Here is a 15,131-nt window from a genome sequence, read left to right on the forward strand (position 1 = left end):
GCGCCCCGAAGGCCTCGGGACGGCTGCGGACGCCGGTCCACTGGAACCGACTCGAAAGGGGGTGTGGATGGCGAAGCCCCCACCACGAGCGGCGACACCGCGCAAAAACGACGATGGCGACCCCGTTCGCGCTGTCCGCGAATCTGGATCGCCATCGCCATCGTGCGCCGCCAGGGACTCGAACCCCGGACCCGCTGATTAAGAGTCAGCTGCTCTAACCAACTGAGCTAGCGGCGCCTGCTGACGTCGTAGACCTTAGCATCCTGGTCGGTGGGAGGAAAAATCGATATCCGTACAGCCGCGGAGGTGGCCGTACGGGCCGCCCGGACGGCCGCCCACAGCACGACCTCCGGCCCGGGAAGCCATGGGTGACAGGTGTCGGGCGCGACCAGCCAGCGGGATTCGGGGCGTGTGGCGGCGGTGCCGGCGGGGCGGATCGCGGGCACGGTCACGGCGTCACCGGGGCCATGGCACAGCAGTGGCGGAATGGCCTGGACCCGGCCGCCCCACTCCTCCCAGTCGAGCAGCGCGGGCAGCCGGCGGGCCGTACCGGGCGCCGCGAAGAGCAGCATGCGCCCGCGGTGCTCGGCGACGGGCCCGGAGCCCGGGCCCTCGTCCCAGAGCCGGTCGAGCATGCGCCGCCCGAAGATCGCGGGCGCGTTGATGATGTCGAACGCGGTGCCGCAGGGCAGCACGACCGGGGCGGAGGGACGGTCCGCCCAGTGCGCGAGCATGCTGCGGGGGCAGGCTCCCGCGGAGGCGAGCCAGATGGCTCCCTCCGAGGTGACGCCGGAGACGTCGAACCGGTCGGGGAGGTGTCGGCGGGATTCGTCGGACGGCGCTCGACTGCTCATGACACCCAGGTCTACCCGCAGTGAGCGAACCGTCTCCGAGGGTTGCCGAAAACCGGGACAGGGTGGGGCGGGAAGGGGTATTGTGCCGCCCGGCATATGCCAAAAGATCATTCGGGTCGGCGGCCGGGGCGGTTCCCCGCCGCCGCACCGGTCAGCCCAGGTTCTCGGGCCCGCTCGCCTCGACGCCGCGCATCAGATCGTGGCCGAACTCCACCATCTTCTTGGCGTAGTCCTCGGTCCACTCCGCCTGTTCGGCGATCGCGGCGGGCGTCAGCCGGTCGAAGCGGCGTGGATCGGCGAGCTGGGCAGCGGCTACCGCCTGGAACTCCACCGCCCGGTCCGCGGCCGCGCGGAAGGCCTGGGCCAGTTCCGTGGCGCGCGCCAGCAGGGCCCGCGGGTCGTCGATCGACTCCAGGTCGAAGAAGTGCTCCGGGTCGGAGGCCGCCTCCGCCGGCTCGAAGAGCAGGGGCGCGGGGCGTAGCCGCGGCTCGTTCCGACGCGGCGTGGGCTCCGCCATGTCTTCTCCTCCTCGTAGGGTCCGAGTGGCACCGCCCTTCGGGTGGGCCACCGTCCATTGTCTCGCGTCGACGCAAGAGGGCCTCGACGCGCGAGTCCGCGGGAGCGGGCGCCGACCGGGCCGCACGCCTCGCGCAGTCTCAAGGCCGCCCGCTCTCGTGATGTTCCCGTCGAACGGAATTTTCCGGCCGCCGGGGCGTTTTTGCCGGTCGGGGACCTGCCGGCCCGGCGACTGGTGCCGCCGGGCGCCCGGCCCCGGGGCGGGCGCCCGGTCAGGCCGTCCCGGTGTGCCGTCGGTCACCGGCCGTACGGCCGTCCCGGTGGCCCGCCCGTCAGGGACGCCAGGCCACCCGGTGTTCCGCCAGACGGGTCAGCACCGCGTGGTTCGCCTCCCATCCGTCCGGGAACTTCACGGTCACCCCCAGCTGCACCGGTTCCGTCGACGGATGGTCGTCCAGCAGATCCGAGACCCCGGCCCGGCACACCACGATGCATGCATGGCGGTGGCGGGAGGCCAGCACGCACAGCCGGCCCGTCTCCAGGTGGAACGCCGTCGCGTCCGGACGGCCCGACAGGGGATGCAGCACCACCGTCACGTCGAACTCCCGGCCCTGCAGCCGGTTGGCCGTGTCCACCGTCACGTTCGTCACGCCGAGGTCCGCCAGCGCCGAGCGCACCGCCGCCGCCTGGTCCCGGTGCGCCGTGCCGACGGCGATCCGGTCCGCGGTCAGCGGCGCAGGATCCGCGGCCCGCTCCGAGACCGACGCCCCGCCCCGCTCCAGCAGACGCCGTACGACCAGGGCGACCGCCCGCACCGCCTCGGGATCCGTGCGCGGGGTGTACCGGGCGGGCAGCTCGAGCAGCCCCCAGCCCGACTCGGCCGCCTCGTCGATCACCCGGTCGGGTCCCGAACCGTCGGAGTCCACGCCGAAGGTGAGCCGCCGGTCCCCGTGCCCGGTACCGCTGCGGAACGGTGTGTACGGATAGAACGCGTCCGACACCAGAGGTGCCGCCGACGCCGGAAGCCGCCATGACACCGGCAGCCGGTGCTGCGGGAGCGTGGGGTTGTGGGCGAGGAGCGTGGTCACGGCGGACGCCGAGGGGTCGTACGACAGTCCGGCCCACTGCTCCGCGCCCACGATCGCGAACGGGTCCAGCTGCCCCGGATCGCCGACGAACAGCGCCCGCTCGAACAGGCTCGCCACCGCCAGCAGCGCATCGGAACGCATCTGGTAGGCCTCGTCGACGATCGCGTGCGGCCACGGCTCGACGTCCTTGACATGCGCCCACTTGGCGGCGGTGGAGATGACGACGTCCAGGCCGGCCAGATCGCCCGCCTTCGCCGACTTGCGGACGTGCGGCAGCTCGTCGAGAGCTCTGTCGTAGGGGTCCGGATCACTGCTGTGCAGCCGGCCGACCGGAAGCCCGGGGTCCTTCTCCGCCAGCCGCAGCACCAAGTCGTCCACCTGCGCGTTGGTCTGCGCGATGACCATCAACGGCCGTCCCGCGGCGGCGAGTTCCCGCGCGGCCCGGACCACGAGTGTGGACTTCCCGGCGCCCGGCGGTGAGTCGACGACAACTCCGCGGTGCGCCCCGTGCAGCGTGTCGTGGAGGATCGCCTCGGTGGCCCGGGCGGCCGCGGCCCCCGGATCGAGGGCCCCGCCCGGCTGGGCGAACACGGTCACAGAACGTCCTCCTCGGTCACCGGATCCGGCTGCGGCACGGTGTCGGCCTCACCCGGAGGCCCGCCGTGCGTCCAGGGCGTCTCCTCGGGCTCGGGCAGCTTCGCCCCGCCGCGCTGCTCGTGCTCGAAGAGGGTGAAGCAGACGCGGTCGCCCTTCTCGGGCACGGAGCCCGCCTCCGGCTCCTTGCCGCGCCCCATCTTGTCGACGATCCGAAGGACCACGAGACCGCCGCCCTCGGCGAGTTCCTCGTGCCCGACGAACTCGGCGGCCTGGGGCTTGCCGGCCAGTGACCGGTACACCTTGGTGCGCTCCCCGAGATGGGGCCGGTCCTCGGTCCGTACCGTCAGCAGCGGGCGCGGGCTCGGCCGCTTGCCCTCGCTGTACGTCATCACGACGTCCGTGACCTCGCCCGCGAACGCCTCGCCCGACAACCGCCGCCCGGCCATGACGAGCGGGTCGTCCAGCGCCTCCTGGGCGTCGAGGCGGGCCTGTTCGCGCTCGCGCGCGGCGAGTTTGTTCGCCGCCGTGACCGCGTCGTCCCGGCGCGGCTGCGGTGGTTCGCCCGCGGCCACGCGGTCCCGGTGGCCGGTGAACGACCAGCGGTCACGCGTCCACCGGTCCGCCACATGGCCGCCCTCCTCGAGTTCGTGCAGCAGGTCGAGTCCACGCCACACCGCGTCCCAGGTCGGACGCGTGCACGTCTCGACGAGCGCGCGGATCGAGTGTTCGGCGGCGGTGAGCTCTCCGAAGCGGTCGTCCGCCTCGACGCCGTCCTCGGCGGCGGCGAGCCGGGTCCGCACCTGGTCGTAGCGCTCGATGGCCGGGGCGAGCAGCTTGTTGTCGAAGGCCGGGTCGGTGGCCGGCCCGGCGGGCGGGCACAGCAACTGACCGTTCCCGTCCCGCGCCAGCTCGGCCCGCAGCGCCGCGTCCGCGCCCGATGTGCCCTCCGGCGGGTCGATCCAGGCCAGCAGCGCTCCCAGGTGCTGGTCCTCCAGAGAGGACTGCCCGGTCGCCCAGTGCCGCGGCAGCAGATCCGTGACGGCGAGCAGCAGCGAGGATCCGGGGACCCGGGAGCGCTCCCCGAAGTGGGTGAACCACCGGCCCAGCAGCGGTACGCGGGTGGGTGCCGGGAACGGGGTCTCGGGGTCCTGCTCGGCGGTGCGGCGGAACCGCATGGAGCGGCCCAGGAGCCGGACGAAGTCGATGCCCGCGCGGCTCGGCACGATCAGCTGCGGCGCGTCCGCGCACAGGTCGACCTCGACCTTGACCCGCTTGCCGGTCTCCGGGTCGGTCTCGGAGCGCTCGGCGGCCTCGACCGCCTCGGCGAACCCGTCGATGTACGGCAGGACGACGTCCGCGAGGTCGGCGAGGAACGCGAACCTGAGGTCGCGGTCGCGTGGTTGCGGCACGACGAGCAGCCGCGGCGCGGCCCGGTCGGTGCCGACGAGCGCTCCGAGCGGTGCTCCGGCCTCGCCGGCGGTGGTGAGCGGAACGAGCACGAGGGGCCGCTCGGACAGGTGCCGGTGCCGGACGGTGGCGAGGGCCTGGGCGCGGCCCGACCGGACGGCCTCGAGCCGGGCGAGGGTCGCGATCAGCGACATACGGCGTCCTCCCGGCCGGCGAGTGCCTCCGCCCGCAGTTCCGCCGCCCTGCGCAGCGCCGCCACCGCCGGGTCGTCCGGGTCGCCGGCCGTGCCGTGGGCGGCGGCCAGGACCTCGTCCACCGTGGTCAGCCCGCCCAGCTCGGCCCGCAGCGACCTTCCGAAGGAGGTGACCGCGCCCTCGGCGCGTGCGTGGTCCCGGCAGTGGAAGGCCAGTTCGCACGCGGCGAGGCACTCGGGTGCGTAGGTCGCGGGGACCGACTCCACCGCGCTGGTCAGCTCCTGCCGCGGGAGGTCGGGCGCGAAGCACGTGCCCTGCGGGAGGCCGTCGGCGATCTCCTCGATACGGACGAGGCGGGTCAGCTGGCGCCGGGTGACCGCACGCTGCTTGCGGACGTCGAGCGCGGAGGCGGTCGGCAGGTTGCTGAAGTCCTTCGGGCAGACCAGCAGGACCCGGTGGCGCACCACGGGAGGGGCGGCGTCGCCGTCCGGGGCGCTGCCCTCGGCGTCGGGCCCGTCAGGCTCCGCGCCGAGGCGTGCGGCGACCTCCTCCAGAGCCAGCACGTACACCGCCGACTGGCGGGCGGCCGCCCCCACCTTCGCCGGGTCGGCGGCTCCGTCCAGCATCGGGAAGGACTTGATCTCCACGACGGTCCAGCTGCCGTCCGGGTGCACCACCACGGCGTCCGGTTCGAGGAACGCGAGGGAGCCCGCCACGGGGAGGGCGAGCAGGGGGTGGTCGAGCAGGGTCCAGCCGCCCTCCTGGACGGCCTCGCGCAACGCCAGCGCCGTCCGGGCCGTGCGCCCTTCGGGACCGGCCGCGGTGAGGTCGGGGACACGCGCCCCCGCCGGCGCGTCGGCGCCCGGGTCCAGCTTCTCGTGCACCAGCCGCAGCAACTCCGCGCCGCCGTCGGCCTTGACCCTGGCCTCGAACGCGTTGCCCCGCACGAAGGCGAACTGCGACTGCCCGAACGCCGAGGGCGCTCCCAGCGCTCCCGCCAGCGCCGCCTTGTCCACCCCGGCCCCGTCCAGGAGCGCGCGGCGCCTGCACCCGGGGTTCGCGGCGAGGGCGGCGAGGGCGCGCGCGTCCAGCGGCTTGGGCGGTACGGAGGGGCCGCGCAGGTCAGCGAGCCGCTGCCGCAGCGCCGTCCCCCGCGTCCGCGGAAGAGGCACCCGGCTCGGCTCCCGATCCGGAGCGGGAGATGCGCTGTCGGGGAATTCGCTCACCCGTCGAAGTCTGGCACCCGGCACTGACAATTGGGGAACCTGTGGTGCGTGGTGCGTCCGCCGCGGACACGGACGGCCGCTGCAGCCGGGTGCGCACCACGTCCGCCGCACGCATCACCGACGGGGCCAGCAGGAAGCCGGCGCCCATGACGGCGACACCCGCGACCGCGTCGAGCGAGTAGTGGTTCGCGGTGCCCATCACCACGATCGCGGTCAGCAGCGGATAGGCGACGCCCGCCACCCTCGTCCAGCGCCTGCCGCCGAATCGCCACAGCATCACCCCGCACCACAGCGCCCAGCCGACGTGCAGGCTCGGCATCGCGGCGTACTGGTTCGTCATCCCGCCCAGGCCCCGCGGTGCGCTCGCGTCGCCGCCCCACCAGCCGTAGGAGCTGTACTGGGCCATCGTGTCGACGAAGCCGTGGCCCGGGGAGAGAAGCCGGGGCGGGCAGGTCGGCAGCAGCGTGAAGCCGATCAGACCGATGAACGTGGAGGTCATCAGCCAGGTACGGGCCGCCCGGTAGTGCTCCTGACGGCACCTGAACAGCCACACCAGGATCACCGGGGTCACCACGTAGTGCAGTGACGCGTACCAGAAGTCGGCCGGTATGCCGAGCCACGCCTCTCGGGTGAAAAGACGGTTCAGGGGGTGCTCGGCGTTGATGCGCAGCAGCTTCTCCAGGCGCAGTATCGCCAGGCCGTGGTCGACGGCGGAGGAGACATCGCCCCGGGCGAGCAGCCGGCCGGCGGAGTAGCACATGTACACCAGCAGGATCAGGGGCAGTTCGGTCCACCAGCGCAGCCGGGTCAGCGGGCTTCCCCCGATGCCTGGTGCCTCGGCCTGCGGCATACGATTCGCCCTCCCCGTTCCGCTCTGCTGCGGCTCCCGTTGCCCGGTCTGCCACCTTACGGCGTATGCGCCCCCTCTTGAGGGGCACCCCGGCGGACAAGACGCAGAGATCGCCCACCGGGTTGCCCGGTGACAGGGTGCGCGATGATGGTCTGACGTTCTTGTTGACTTCTGATGGATTCATCCCGAAAGGTCGCTCATGGCACCGCGCATCCTGCTGGCCCGGCACGGACAGACGGAGTGGTCGCTGTCCGGCAAGCACACCGGCAGGACCGACGTACCGCTCCTGGAGGAGGGCAAGCGGGGTGCCGAGCTGCTGGGCCGGCGCCTGCACCGGGCACCGTTCGACGGGCTGGACGGTGTCGAGGTACGCACGAGTCCGCTGGCACGCGCGCGTGAGACGTGCGAGATCGCCGGGTTCGGCGAGCGGGCGAGCATCTGGGACGCGCTGCTGGAGTGGGACTACGGCGCGTACGAGGGCAGGACGCCGGCCGAGATCCAGGCGGTCCGGCCGGGCTGGCTCATCTGGCGCGACGGGGTGCCCGAGGGGGAGACCCTGGCCGAGGTCGGCGCGCGGGCGGACGAGGTCGTCGCCTGGGCCCGCGCGGCGGATCGCGACGTGCTGGTCTTCGCGCACGGGCACATCCTGCGCTCCGTAGGGGCGCGGTGGCTCGGGCTGCCCCTGGAGTTCGCGGCCCGCATCCGTCTCAACCCCACGTCCCTCTCGGTCCTCGGGTGGGCCTACGGGGAGCCGGCGATCGAGTCCTGGAACGACTGCGGTCACCTCACGGCATGACCGCTCACCGCGGGGGCACGGCTCAGGTCGTGCGCGGCAGGCAGGCGTGGCGGTCCAGGAACGCGGACACCCCCGCTGCCCGGCGGTGCGGCAGCAGGACCCGGGCCGTGCCCGCCAGCATCGTCTGGATCCGGGACGACTGGACCTGGTCCAGGAGGTCCAGGACGCGCAGCCCGGCTTCGGCCGCCTCGTCGGGGCGGCCGCCGCGGGCCAGGTCGTCGGCGAGTTCCGCGGTGTAGAGGGCGATGTTCCGGGAGAAGTGCGGGTCCTGGAGATGAGCGGCGCGCCGGGCGTGCCGGGCGGCGCGCGGCCAGTCGCCCACGGCCGACCAGCACTGCGCCTCCAGGCCCTCCAGTTCGGCCTCGCCGTAGAACGTCATCCACTCCGGGTCGGTCTCCGACGGCCCGCGTTCGAACAGGGCCTGCGCCCGGGCCAGCGCCTGCTCGCAGCCCGCCCGGTCGGCGAGCCCCGCCCAGCCGCCCGCCTCGCGCAGCGCGAGCAGCGACATCAGGCGCTGGGACCCCAGTGGGCGCGCGGCGCGCTGGGCCGCCTGCGCCGCCCGTACCGCCTCCCGGGGACGACCGGCGTCACGGGCGAGGAAAGCGGTGTTGCAGAACGCGTGCGCCTCCAGGGCCGGGTCCCCGGACATCCGGGCCGTGGCCAGTGCCTCCGCATAGTGCGAGCGGGCGTCGTCGAACCGCCCGGAGTCGTGGGCCAACCAGCCGACCGAGATGGCCAGTTCACCGGCGCCCACGTACAGCCGGTCGGTGACCGACTGCCGGGTCGTGCCCGCGTCGAGCAGCGCGTACGCGGTGCGCAGCGGAGCCGCCGCACGGCGGTACAGGCCGTCCGCGCCGTGCCGGTCGTCGAGCAGTCTGATCTTGCGTACGGCCTCCTCGAGCGCGCTCGCCTCGGACGAGCCCGCGCGAGGGACGGGGCGTCCGGCGGCCGCTGCCGCACCGCCGAAGGTGAGCCCGAAAGGGCCGAGGGATGCGGTCGCCACCGTGACGGTGCCGCCGGTCATGAATGCGCGACGCAGCACGTCGCTCTCCTCGTGGTTCTGTTCGCCGTACGCGTGTCCGTCGTACGACTCGTGCGTCTCGTAGGTGTCTGGCGTCTCATACGTCTCGAAGGCCTCGTGTGTTTCACCTGAGGCGAACGGACGGCGGATGGTGTGGACGGGGGGCGTTTCATGGGTGGTCCGCGCCCCGCGGCCGCGCACCGCGGAGCGGGGGGCGAACCCCAGGTCCGTGAGAGTGCGTCCGGGGAACATGTGGAGGAACACCCGTTCGTAGGCGTAGTTGGGGCAACGGATCTCGCCGGCCTCCACACGTCCGATGTACCGGGCGTCACAGCTGACCCGCTCGCCGATCTCCCGCGCGGCGCGTCGTACCGCCGCGGCGAACTCGCCCGGTGAGCGCTGCCCGCGCAGCTGCCGGAAGGCGAGGTTCGGCCGTGGTGGTCGGGGGTGCTGGGACGAGGTCATGGTCGGGCTCCTTCGTGCGAACCGTCGAACCATGCCGGATTCGGGAGGACTTGCCCGCGTGGTGCCAGTTGTTCTCTGCGTCCGGCGGTGCACGAACGTACCCGTCCCGCGAGAGCCGTCACGCGAGGTTTGCCTACAAACCGGATATCTCATGCGCGATCTGCCATGAACTGCCATCCTTTGCGGCGGCGTTCTGCCCGTTGCCGTTGACGTTCCGGAGCGTTTAACCCGATGGACCGGGAGCCCCCCGAACTCCCGACCCAACTCACGCGTCGAGGAGGGGTTCCGCCATGGAGGCCGGGATGCAGAGCACGCAGAGCACCGATTTCCGTACGTCGCAGTCGACCGCGCGGCACATGCCGACCCGGGAGTGCAGCGCACCGCCGCAGCAGGCCCCGGACCTCGTGACCGTGCCGGCCCGGCAAGGACTCGAGGCCGTCGACATCCTGCGTCGAGGCGCGGGCGACTGCGTCGGGCCCGTCATTCACGACGACGGCTGCGACACCCTGGGTTTCCTGGTCCCCCCCGGTACCGCGGACGCCTGGGACGTGCCCGGCAGCACGTGCACACAGACTCAGGGGCGCGGCGCCGGCCAGGCCGCTCCGGTCCCTCCGGTCGAGGGCACGGGCTGGCTACTGCCTCCGGGCGACGCCGAACTGGCCACGGACCCCACCGTGCTGCGCGAGGCCCTCGGGGAAGCGGCGCGCACGCTCGAGGCAGCCGACAGCTGTCGGTGAGCGGGTGGTGACGGTCCGCGTCGGCCGAGCGCCCAGCACACCGCCGGTGGGCCGGCCATCGCCTTCCCCTCGATAATGGCTGAATGGGCAGGTCACGGAATGCGCGGCGCGGGCAGGCCGCGGAGGCCGTCGTCGAGACGGTCGAGGGCGGGCTCGCCCAGCTGATACCCGACCGGGAGCGGGTGCGCGCCTGGACCCTCCTCATCGACGGCGCACCCCAGTCGCACGTCGACCTCGACGACCCGTCCTACCTCGCGTTCGAGTATCAGCGCCGCCTCGGTCATGTCATCGACCTGACCGCTCCGCCCGGCCGTCCGGTGCACGCCGTGCACCTCGGCGGCGGCGCCTTCACCCTCGCCCGCTACACCGCCGCCACCCGGCCCCGCTCCACCCAGCAGGTCGTCGAGCGCGACGCGGCGCTCGTCCGACTCGTGCGGCGCGCTCTGCCCCTGGATCCGAACGCCCGTATACGGGTGCGCTCCACGGACGCCCGGGAAGGGCTCGCCAAGGTGCCGGACGGCTGGGCGGACCTGGTCATCGTGGATGTGTTCAGCGGAGCACGCACGCCCGCGCACCTGACGTCGGTCGAGTTCCTCACCGATGTACGCAGGGTGCTGAACGACGGCGGCCGGTACGCGGCCAACCTTGCCGACGGGCCACCGCTCGCCCATCTGCGCGGCCAGATCTCCACCGCCGCGGCCGTCTTCCCCGAACTCGCCCTGATCGCCGACCCCGCGGTACTGCGCGGCAAACGCTTCGGGAACGCGGTGCTCGTGGCCTCCGCCCATCCGCTTCCGGTCGCCGAACTGACCCGCCGTGCCGCCTCGGACCCGCACCCGGCACGCGTCGAGCACGGCAAAGCACTCACCGACTTCACCGGGGGCGCCGCGGCGGTCACGGACGCGGCGGCCGTGGCGTCACCCGCGCCGCCGCCGTCCGTCTTCCGCTGATCCGGGCCCCGGCCCTCAGTAGTTGCCGATCTCCACGTGCGGCGGACCGTCGTGCCACGTGCAGAACACCGACACCCGGTTCACGCCCGAGGCGAACTCCACCCTGATCCAGGACTCGGTCTTCCACACCTGCATCGACCAACCGGGCCCCGGCGTGGCCGACACCAACGACGCCGATGTGCTGCCCAGGTCGAAGACCGCGCGGCCGCCGTCGGTGTCGTAACTCTTCACCCGGCCGTACCCGGAGGGCGACGAGGACGTCGTGGGAGCGGGACTCGGACGCGCGCCGGCTGTCCTCACCGGGGTGGGCGCCCGGCTCGAGGCGGGCCCGCGGCTCGTGCTCGGGGACGACTCGGGGCGTTCCGCCGGCGACGCCGCCGGCTTCGCGCGCTGCGTGGTCGCGTCGCCCGCCGTGATGGGCAGCGCGCGCGGCGGATCGTAGGCGGTCCCGGCCATCACCGTATGGACGCCCCACCACGACAACGTGACCGCCGCGCCCGTGGCGACCGACCACGCCAGCACGTGTACGAATCCCTTGACCATCCCCGCCATACTGCCCCACGCGCCCCACCGGTGTCTCACGGGTCGCACACAGTTCCGGCCGTCCCCGCGGGGCCCGGGCGGCCGGTCCCCTTACCACGGTCGTCGCCCCGCCGGCTTCGCCCGACCGGGGGGATCGTCGTCCCCGTATGGCGTACGGTGCCGCCCATGGCACGTGTGCTCGTGGTCGAGGACGACCAGTTCGTACGCTCGGCGCTCATCAGGCACCTGACGGAGGCCGGGCACACCGTGCGCAGTGTCGGCACCGCACTGGAGGCGCTGCGCGAGGTCGCCCATCTTCCGTTCGACGTCGTGATCCTCGACCTCGGACTGCCCGACCTGGACGGGTCGGAGGCGCTGAAGATGCTGCGCGGCATCACGGACGTGCCGGTCATCATCGCCACCGCCCGCGACGACGAGGCGGAGATCGTCCGCCTGCTCAACGCGGGCGCGGACGACTACTTGACCAAACCCTTCTCGGTCGAGCACCTGTCCGCACGGATCGCGGCGGTCCTGCGCCGTACCCGCGTCGCCGAGGCCGCGCCGCCGTCCGTCATCCGGGTCGGCGGCCTCGCGATCGACCCGCTGCGCCGCCTCGCGGAACTGGACGGTGCGCAACTCGAACTGACCCGACGCGAGTTCGACCTGCTCGCCTTTCTCGCCGGCCGGCCCGGCGTCGTCGTGCCGCGCCGGGAGCTGCTCGCCGAGGTGTGGCAGCAGTCGTACGGGGACGACCAGACCATCGACGTCCATCTCTCCTGGCTGAGGCGGAAGCTGGGTGAGACGGCGGCGAGGCCGCGTTATCTGCACACCCTGCGGGGAGTGGGCGTGAAGCTGGAACCACCGAGGACGGAGCCGTTGTCGTGAGGTGGGCGCTGGTCAAGGTCTGTGTGGCGGTGACCACCATGGTCGTGGTGGCCTTCGCCGTTCCGCTCGGGCTCGTCATCAAGGAGATGGCACGCGACCGCGCCTTCTCGAACGCGGAGCGGGAGGCCGCGGCGATCGCGCCCGCCCTGTCCATCACCACCGACCGGGACGAGTTGGAGAAGGTGGTCGCCTCGGCGGGTCCCGGCGATGCGATGGCCGTGCACATTCCGGCGGGCGAGGGCACGAAGGCCGTCGACATCGGGTCCGGTCGCGCGCCGGCCAAGGACATCGCGACCATGCGCCGGCTGGGCCGGGCGTCCATGGCGGAGGTCCCGGGCGGCTCGGCGCTCCTCCAGCCCACCGCGCTGAGCTCCGGCGACATCGCCGTCGTCGAGGTGTACGTCCCGGAGTCCGAGGTGTCGAACGGCGTCGCCACGGCCTGGGCGGTGCTTGCCGCGGTCGGCGTCGCCCTCGTCGTCGGCTCGGTGGCGGTCGCCGACCGGCTCGGAGTGCGGATGGTGCAGCCCGCCCAGCGCCTGGTCGAGGGCGCTCACGAGCTGGGGGAGGGGCGACTCGCGGCCCGGGTGCCGGAGGAGGGGCCGACCGAACTGCGCCTTGCGGCCGTCGCGTTCAACTCGATGGCCGACCAGGTCGTCCAACTGCTCGCCAACGAGCGTGAGCTGGCGGCCGATCTCTCCCACCGTCTGCGCACTCCGCTGACGGTGCTGCGGCTGAACGCGGCCTCGCTCGGCGACGGCCCGGCCGCCGAGCAGACGCGGGCGGCGGTGGCGCAACTCGAGCGCGAGGTCGACACGATCATCCGTACGGCACGGGAGGCCAAGCCGCAGACCGCGGCGGCGGGTCCGGGCGCCGGGTGCGACGCGGCCGAAGTGGTGCGCGAGCGTATGGAGTTCTGGTCGGCGCTCGCCGAGGACGAGGGCCGCAAGTGGCGGGTGGCGGGGGTCGACCGGCCCGTGCGCACACCCGTGGCCCGGGCGGACCTCGCGGCCGCGCTCGACGCGCTGCTCGGGAACGTCTTCCGGCACACTCCGGAGGGCACGGCGTTCGCCGTCGACGTGCACAACGGCGAGGACGCGGTGATCGTGCTGGTGTCCGACGCGGGGCCCGGCATCCTGGATCCGCAGGCCGCGATGGCCCGGGGCCGTGGCTCGGGCAGCGCCGGATCCACCGGCCTCGGTCTGGACATCGTGCGGCGGCTCGCCGAGTCGACCGGCGGAGATGTGCGGATCGGCTCGTCCGTGCTGGGCGGCACGGAAGTGCGCATCTGGTTCCAGCTCGACGGGCGGGCACCGGTGCGGCGCGGGCACCGAGTGCGCCGCAGACGCGCCTTGGTCTCTGCCTTTAACCGGCCCCGATCCCTTCCTTAAGCGCACCCTAAGATCCCCGGGTGCCGTCCGGATGATCTGATTTGTGCGATTCCGGCTCGCTAGCGTGCTGCCGCATCCCACCCCCCGTGAGCAGCGAAGGCAGGCACGCGATGAGCAGTACGCACCGGCGCAGGGTCAGCGGCAGGAACAAGGCGATCGGCGGGGTCGTCGCCGCCCTTGTCGTGGGCGGCGGAGCGCTTCTGGTCACCGGCACCGCGCATGCCGCCGGAGTCGGTGCCGCCTACACCAGGACCAGCGACTGGTCCACGGGATACACCGCGCAGTACGTCGTCTCGAACGACGGCGACCGGACCAAGGACGACTGGACGCTCCGGTTCGATCTGCCGGCCGGTGCGAAACTCAGCTCGCTGTGGAACGGCACGTCGACGGTCAGCGGGCAGCACGTCACCGTGAAGCCGCCGTCCTGGGACAAGGACGGGCTGGCGGCCGGCGAATCTGCGACCGTCGGCTTCGTCGTGACCGGCTCCGGGAACCCGACGGGCTGCCTGATCGACGGCGCCAGGTGCTCCGCCGACGACGGAGCGACGCCGGAGCCCAGCGGGCGTCCTACCCAGTCGGCGACCCCCACCGCGACGCCGACCGGGACGCCGATCCCCACCGGGACACCGACCCCGACCGGCACGCCGTCACCCACCGCCTCCGGGACCCCCGGCTCCGGGACGAGCACGAGCGCCGGCTTCGCACCGTACGTCGACACCTCCCTCTACCCGGCCTTCGACCTGATCGCCGCCGCCGACGCGACCGGCGTGAAGAACTACAACCTGGCCTTCGTCACCGACGGCGGCGGTTGCACCCCCAAGTGGGGCGGTGTCACCGCCATCGGCAGCGACGCGGTGGCCGCGCAGACAGGCGCCCTGCGCGCCAGGGGCGGCGACGTCCGTGTTTCCTTCGGCGGCGCCTTTGGATCGGAACTGGCCACGGGCTGCTCCTCGGCGGACGCGCTCGCGGCGGCGTACGGGAAGGTCGTGGACGCGTACAAGCTGACCAAGGTCGACTTCGACGTGGAGGGCGGCGCGCTGCCGAACACGGCCGCCAACTCCCGCCGCGCCCAGGCCATCACCAGGCTCCAGCAGCAGCACCCGGGTCTGGACGTCTCGTTCACCCTCCCCGTCATGCCGGAGGGGCTGACCCAGGACGGCGTGAACCTCGTGGCCGACGCCAGGGCCAACGGCGTGAAGATCTCCACCGTGAACATCATGGCGATGGACTACGGAGCCGCGTACAGCGGTGACATGGGCACCTACGCCACCCAGGCCGCCACCGCCACCCAGGCTCAGCTCAAGAGTGTGCTGGGGCTCTCCGACGGCGCGGCCTGGAAGACGGTCGCGGTCACCCCGATGATCGGCGTCAACGACGTGTCGTCGGAGATCTTCAAGGTCGAGGACGCCGCCCAGCTGGCGGACTTCGCCCGGTCCAAGGGCCTCGGCGGGCTGTCGATGTGGTCGGCCACGCGGGACAAGCAGTGCGACGGCGGCGCCAAGCCCACGGCCGACCCGACGTGCAGCTCCGTCGTCCAGGACAGGTTCGCCTTCTCCAAGGCGTTCGCCGCCTTCAAGTAGGGCTCGGCGCACCGGACCGCCGGGGACGCGGCACCTCCCTCCCGCGCCGCGTCCC

General features: G+C 73.1%; 14 protein-coding genes and 1 tRNA gene. 6 read left to right on the plus strand and 9 right to left on the minus strand.

Going from position 1 to position 15,131, the window contains the following annotated elements:
* Window positions 1-163 precede the first annotated feature (163 nt).
* The 7 genes from ACSHXN_RS25580 to ACSHXN_RS25610 form a co-directional block, all read right to left on the minus strand.
* A tRNA-Lys gene (locus ACSHXN_RS25580) sits at window positions 164-237 on the minus strand.
* A complete protein-coding gene (locus tag ACSHXN_RS25585; RefSeq protein WP_355129241.1) occupies window positions 228-854 on the minus strand; it encodes a bifunctional DNA primase/polymerase in 627 nt (208 codons plus the stop codon). The genes ACSHXN_RS25580 and ACSHXN_RS25585 overlap by 10 nt, the downstream gene beginning before the upstream one ends.
* Window positions 855-1,005: 151 nt before the next feature.
* A complete protein-coding gene (locus tag ACSHXN_RS25590) occupies window positions 1,006-1,371 on the minus strand; it encodes a hypothetical protein (protein ID WP_355129243.1) in 366 nt (121 codons plus the stop codon).
* Window positions 1,372-1,702: 331 nt separating this feature from the next.
* Entirely contained in the window at window positions 1,703-3,055 is a 1,353-nt protein-coding gene (locus tag ACSHXN_RS25595) for an AAA domain-containing protein (protein ID WP_355129245.1), read from the minus strand.
* Complete coding sequence (locus tag ACSHXN_RS25600; protein ID WP_355129246.1) at window positions 3,052-4,656, minus strand: hypothetical protein; 1,605 nt, start codon at window positions 4,654-4,656, stop codon at window positions 3,052-3,054. The genes ACSHXN_RS25595 and ACSHXN_RS25600 overlap by 4 nt, the downstream gene beginning before the upstream one ends.
* Window positions 4,647-5,828: a hypothetical protein gene (locus tag ACSHXN_RS25605; protein ID WP_356109690.1), complete on the minus strand. Its 1,182-nt coding sequence runs from the start codon at window positions 5,826-5,828 to the stop codon at window positions 4,647-4,649. Before ACSHXN_RS25605 ends, ACSHXN_RS25600 begins: the two co-directional genes overlap by 10 nt.
* Complete coding sequence (locus ACSHXN_RS25610) at window positions 5,779-6,732, minus strand: phosphatase PAP2 family protein (protein ID WP_356109693.1); 954 nt, start codon at window positions 6,730-6,732, stop codon at window positions 5,779-5,781. Before ACSHXN_RS25610 ends, ACSHXN_RS25605 begins: the two co-directional genes overlap by 50 nt.
* A 199-nt stretch (window positions 6,733-6,931) precedes the next feature.
* Here ACSHXN_RS25610 and ACSHXN_RS25615 point away from each other — a divergent pair, with 199 nt between their 5' ends.
* Window positions 6,932-7,528 (plus strand): histidine phosphatase family protein, encoded by a 597-nt coding sequence (locus tag ACSHXN_RS25615; RefSeq protein WP_356109695.1) that lies wholly within the window; start codon window positions 6,932-6,934, stop codon window positions 7,526-7,528.
* A 22-nt stretch (window positions 7,529-7,550) separates the two neighbouring features.
* Here the strand turns inward: ACSHXN_RS25615 and ACSHXN_RS25620 are convergent, their stop codons facing one another.
* Window positions 7,551-9,014, minus strand: a complete 1,464-nt coding sequence (locus ACSHXN_RS25620) for a hypothetical protein (RefSeq protein WP_355129254.1) — start codon at window positions 9,012-9,014, stop codon at window positions 7,551-7,553.
* Between the two features lie 356 nt (window positions 9,015-9,370).
* On the opposite strand from ACSHXN_RS25620, the gene ACSHXN_RS25625 reads away from it, so the two are divergent.
* The gene (locus tag ACSHXN_RS25625) at window positions 9,371-9,751 is read left to right on the plus strand and encodes a hypothetical protein (RefSeq protein ID WP_355129377.1); all 381 of its coding nucleotides are present in this window, start codon (window positions 9,371-9,373) and stop codon (window positions 9,749-9,751) included.
* Between the two features lie 83 nt (window positions 9,752-9,834).
* A complete protein-coding gene (locus tag ACSHXN_RS25630; protein ID WP_355129256.1) occupies window positions 9,835-10,701 on the plus strand; it encodes a spermidine synthase in 867 nt (288 codons plus the stop codon).
* A gap of 15 nt (window positions 10,702-10,716) precedes the next feature.
* On the opposite strand, the gene ACSHXN_RS25635 is transcribed toward ACSHXN_RS25630, so the two are convergent.
* Window positions 10,717-11,244 (minus strand): hypothetical protein, encoded by a 528-nt coding sequence (locus ACSHXN_RS25635; protein ID WP_355129258.1) that lies wholly within the window; start codon window positions 11,242-11,244, stop codon window positions 10,717-10,719.
* Between the two features lie 165 nt (window positions 11,245-11,409).
* On the opposite strand from ACSHXN_RS25635, the gene ACSHXN_RS25640 reads away from it, so the two are divergent.
* The 3 genes from ACSHXN_RS25640 to ACSHXN_RS25650 all read left to right on the plus strand — a co-directional run bounded on the left by ACSHXN_RS25640 (window position 11,410) and on the right by ACSHXN_RS25650 (window position 15,076).
* Entirely contained in the window at window positions 11,410-12,108 is a 699-nt protein-coding gene (locus ACSHXN_RS25640; protein WP_355129260.1) for a response regulator transcription factor, read from the plus strand.
* Window positions 12,105-13,496, plus strand: coding sequence for a sensor histidine kinase (locus ACSHXN_RS25645; protein WP_438303770.1), 1,392 nt, complete (start codon window positions 12,105-12,107; stop codon window positions 13,494-13,496). The genes ACSHXN_RS25640 and ACSHXN_RS25645 overlap by 4 nt, the downstream gene beginning before the upstream one ends.
* A gap of 110 nt (window positions 13,497-13,606) precedes the next feature.
* Complete coding sequence (locus ACSHXN_RS25650; protein ID WP_438303771.1) at window positions 13,607-15,076, plus strand: glycoside hydrolase family 18 protein; 1,470 nt, start codon at window positions 13,607-13,609, stop codon at window positions 15,074-15,076.
* Window positions 15,077-15,131 lie beyond the last annotated feature (55 nt).

The sequence above is a fragment of the Streptomyces sp. HUAS TT11 genome (assembly GCF_051553595.1).
Taxonomy (GTDB): domain Bacteria; phylum Actinomycetota; class Actinomycetes; order Streptomycetales; family Streptomycetaceae; genus Streptomyces.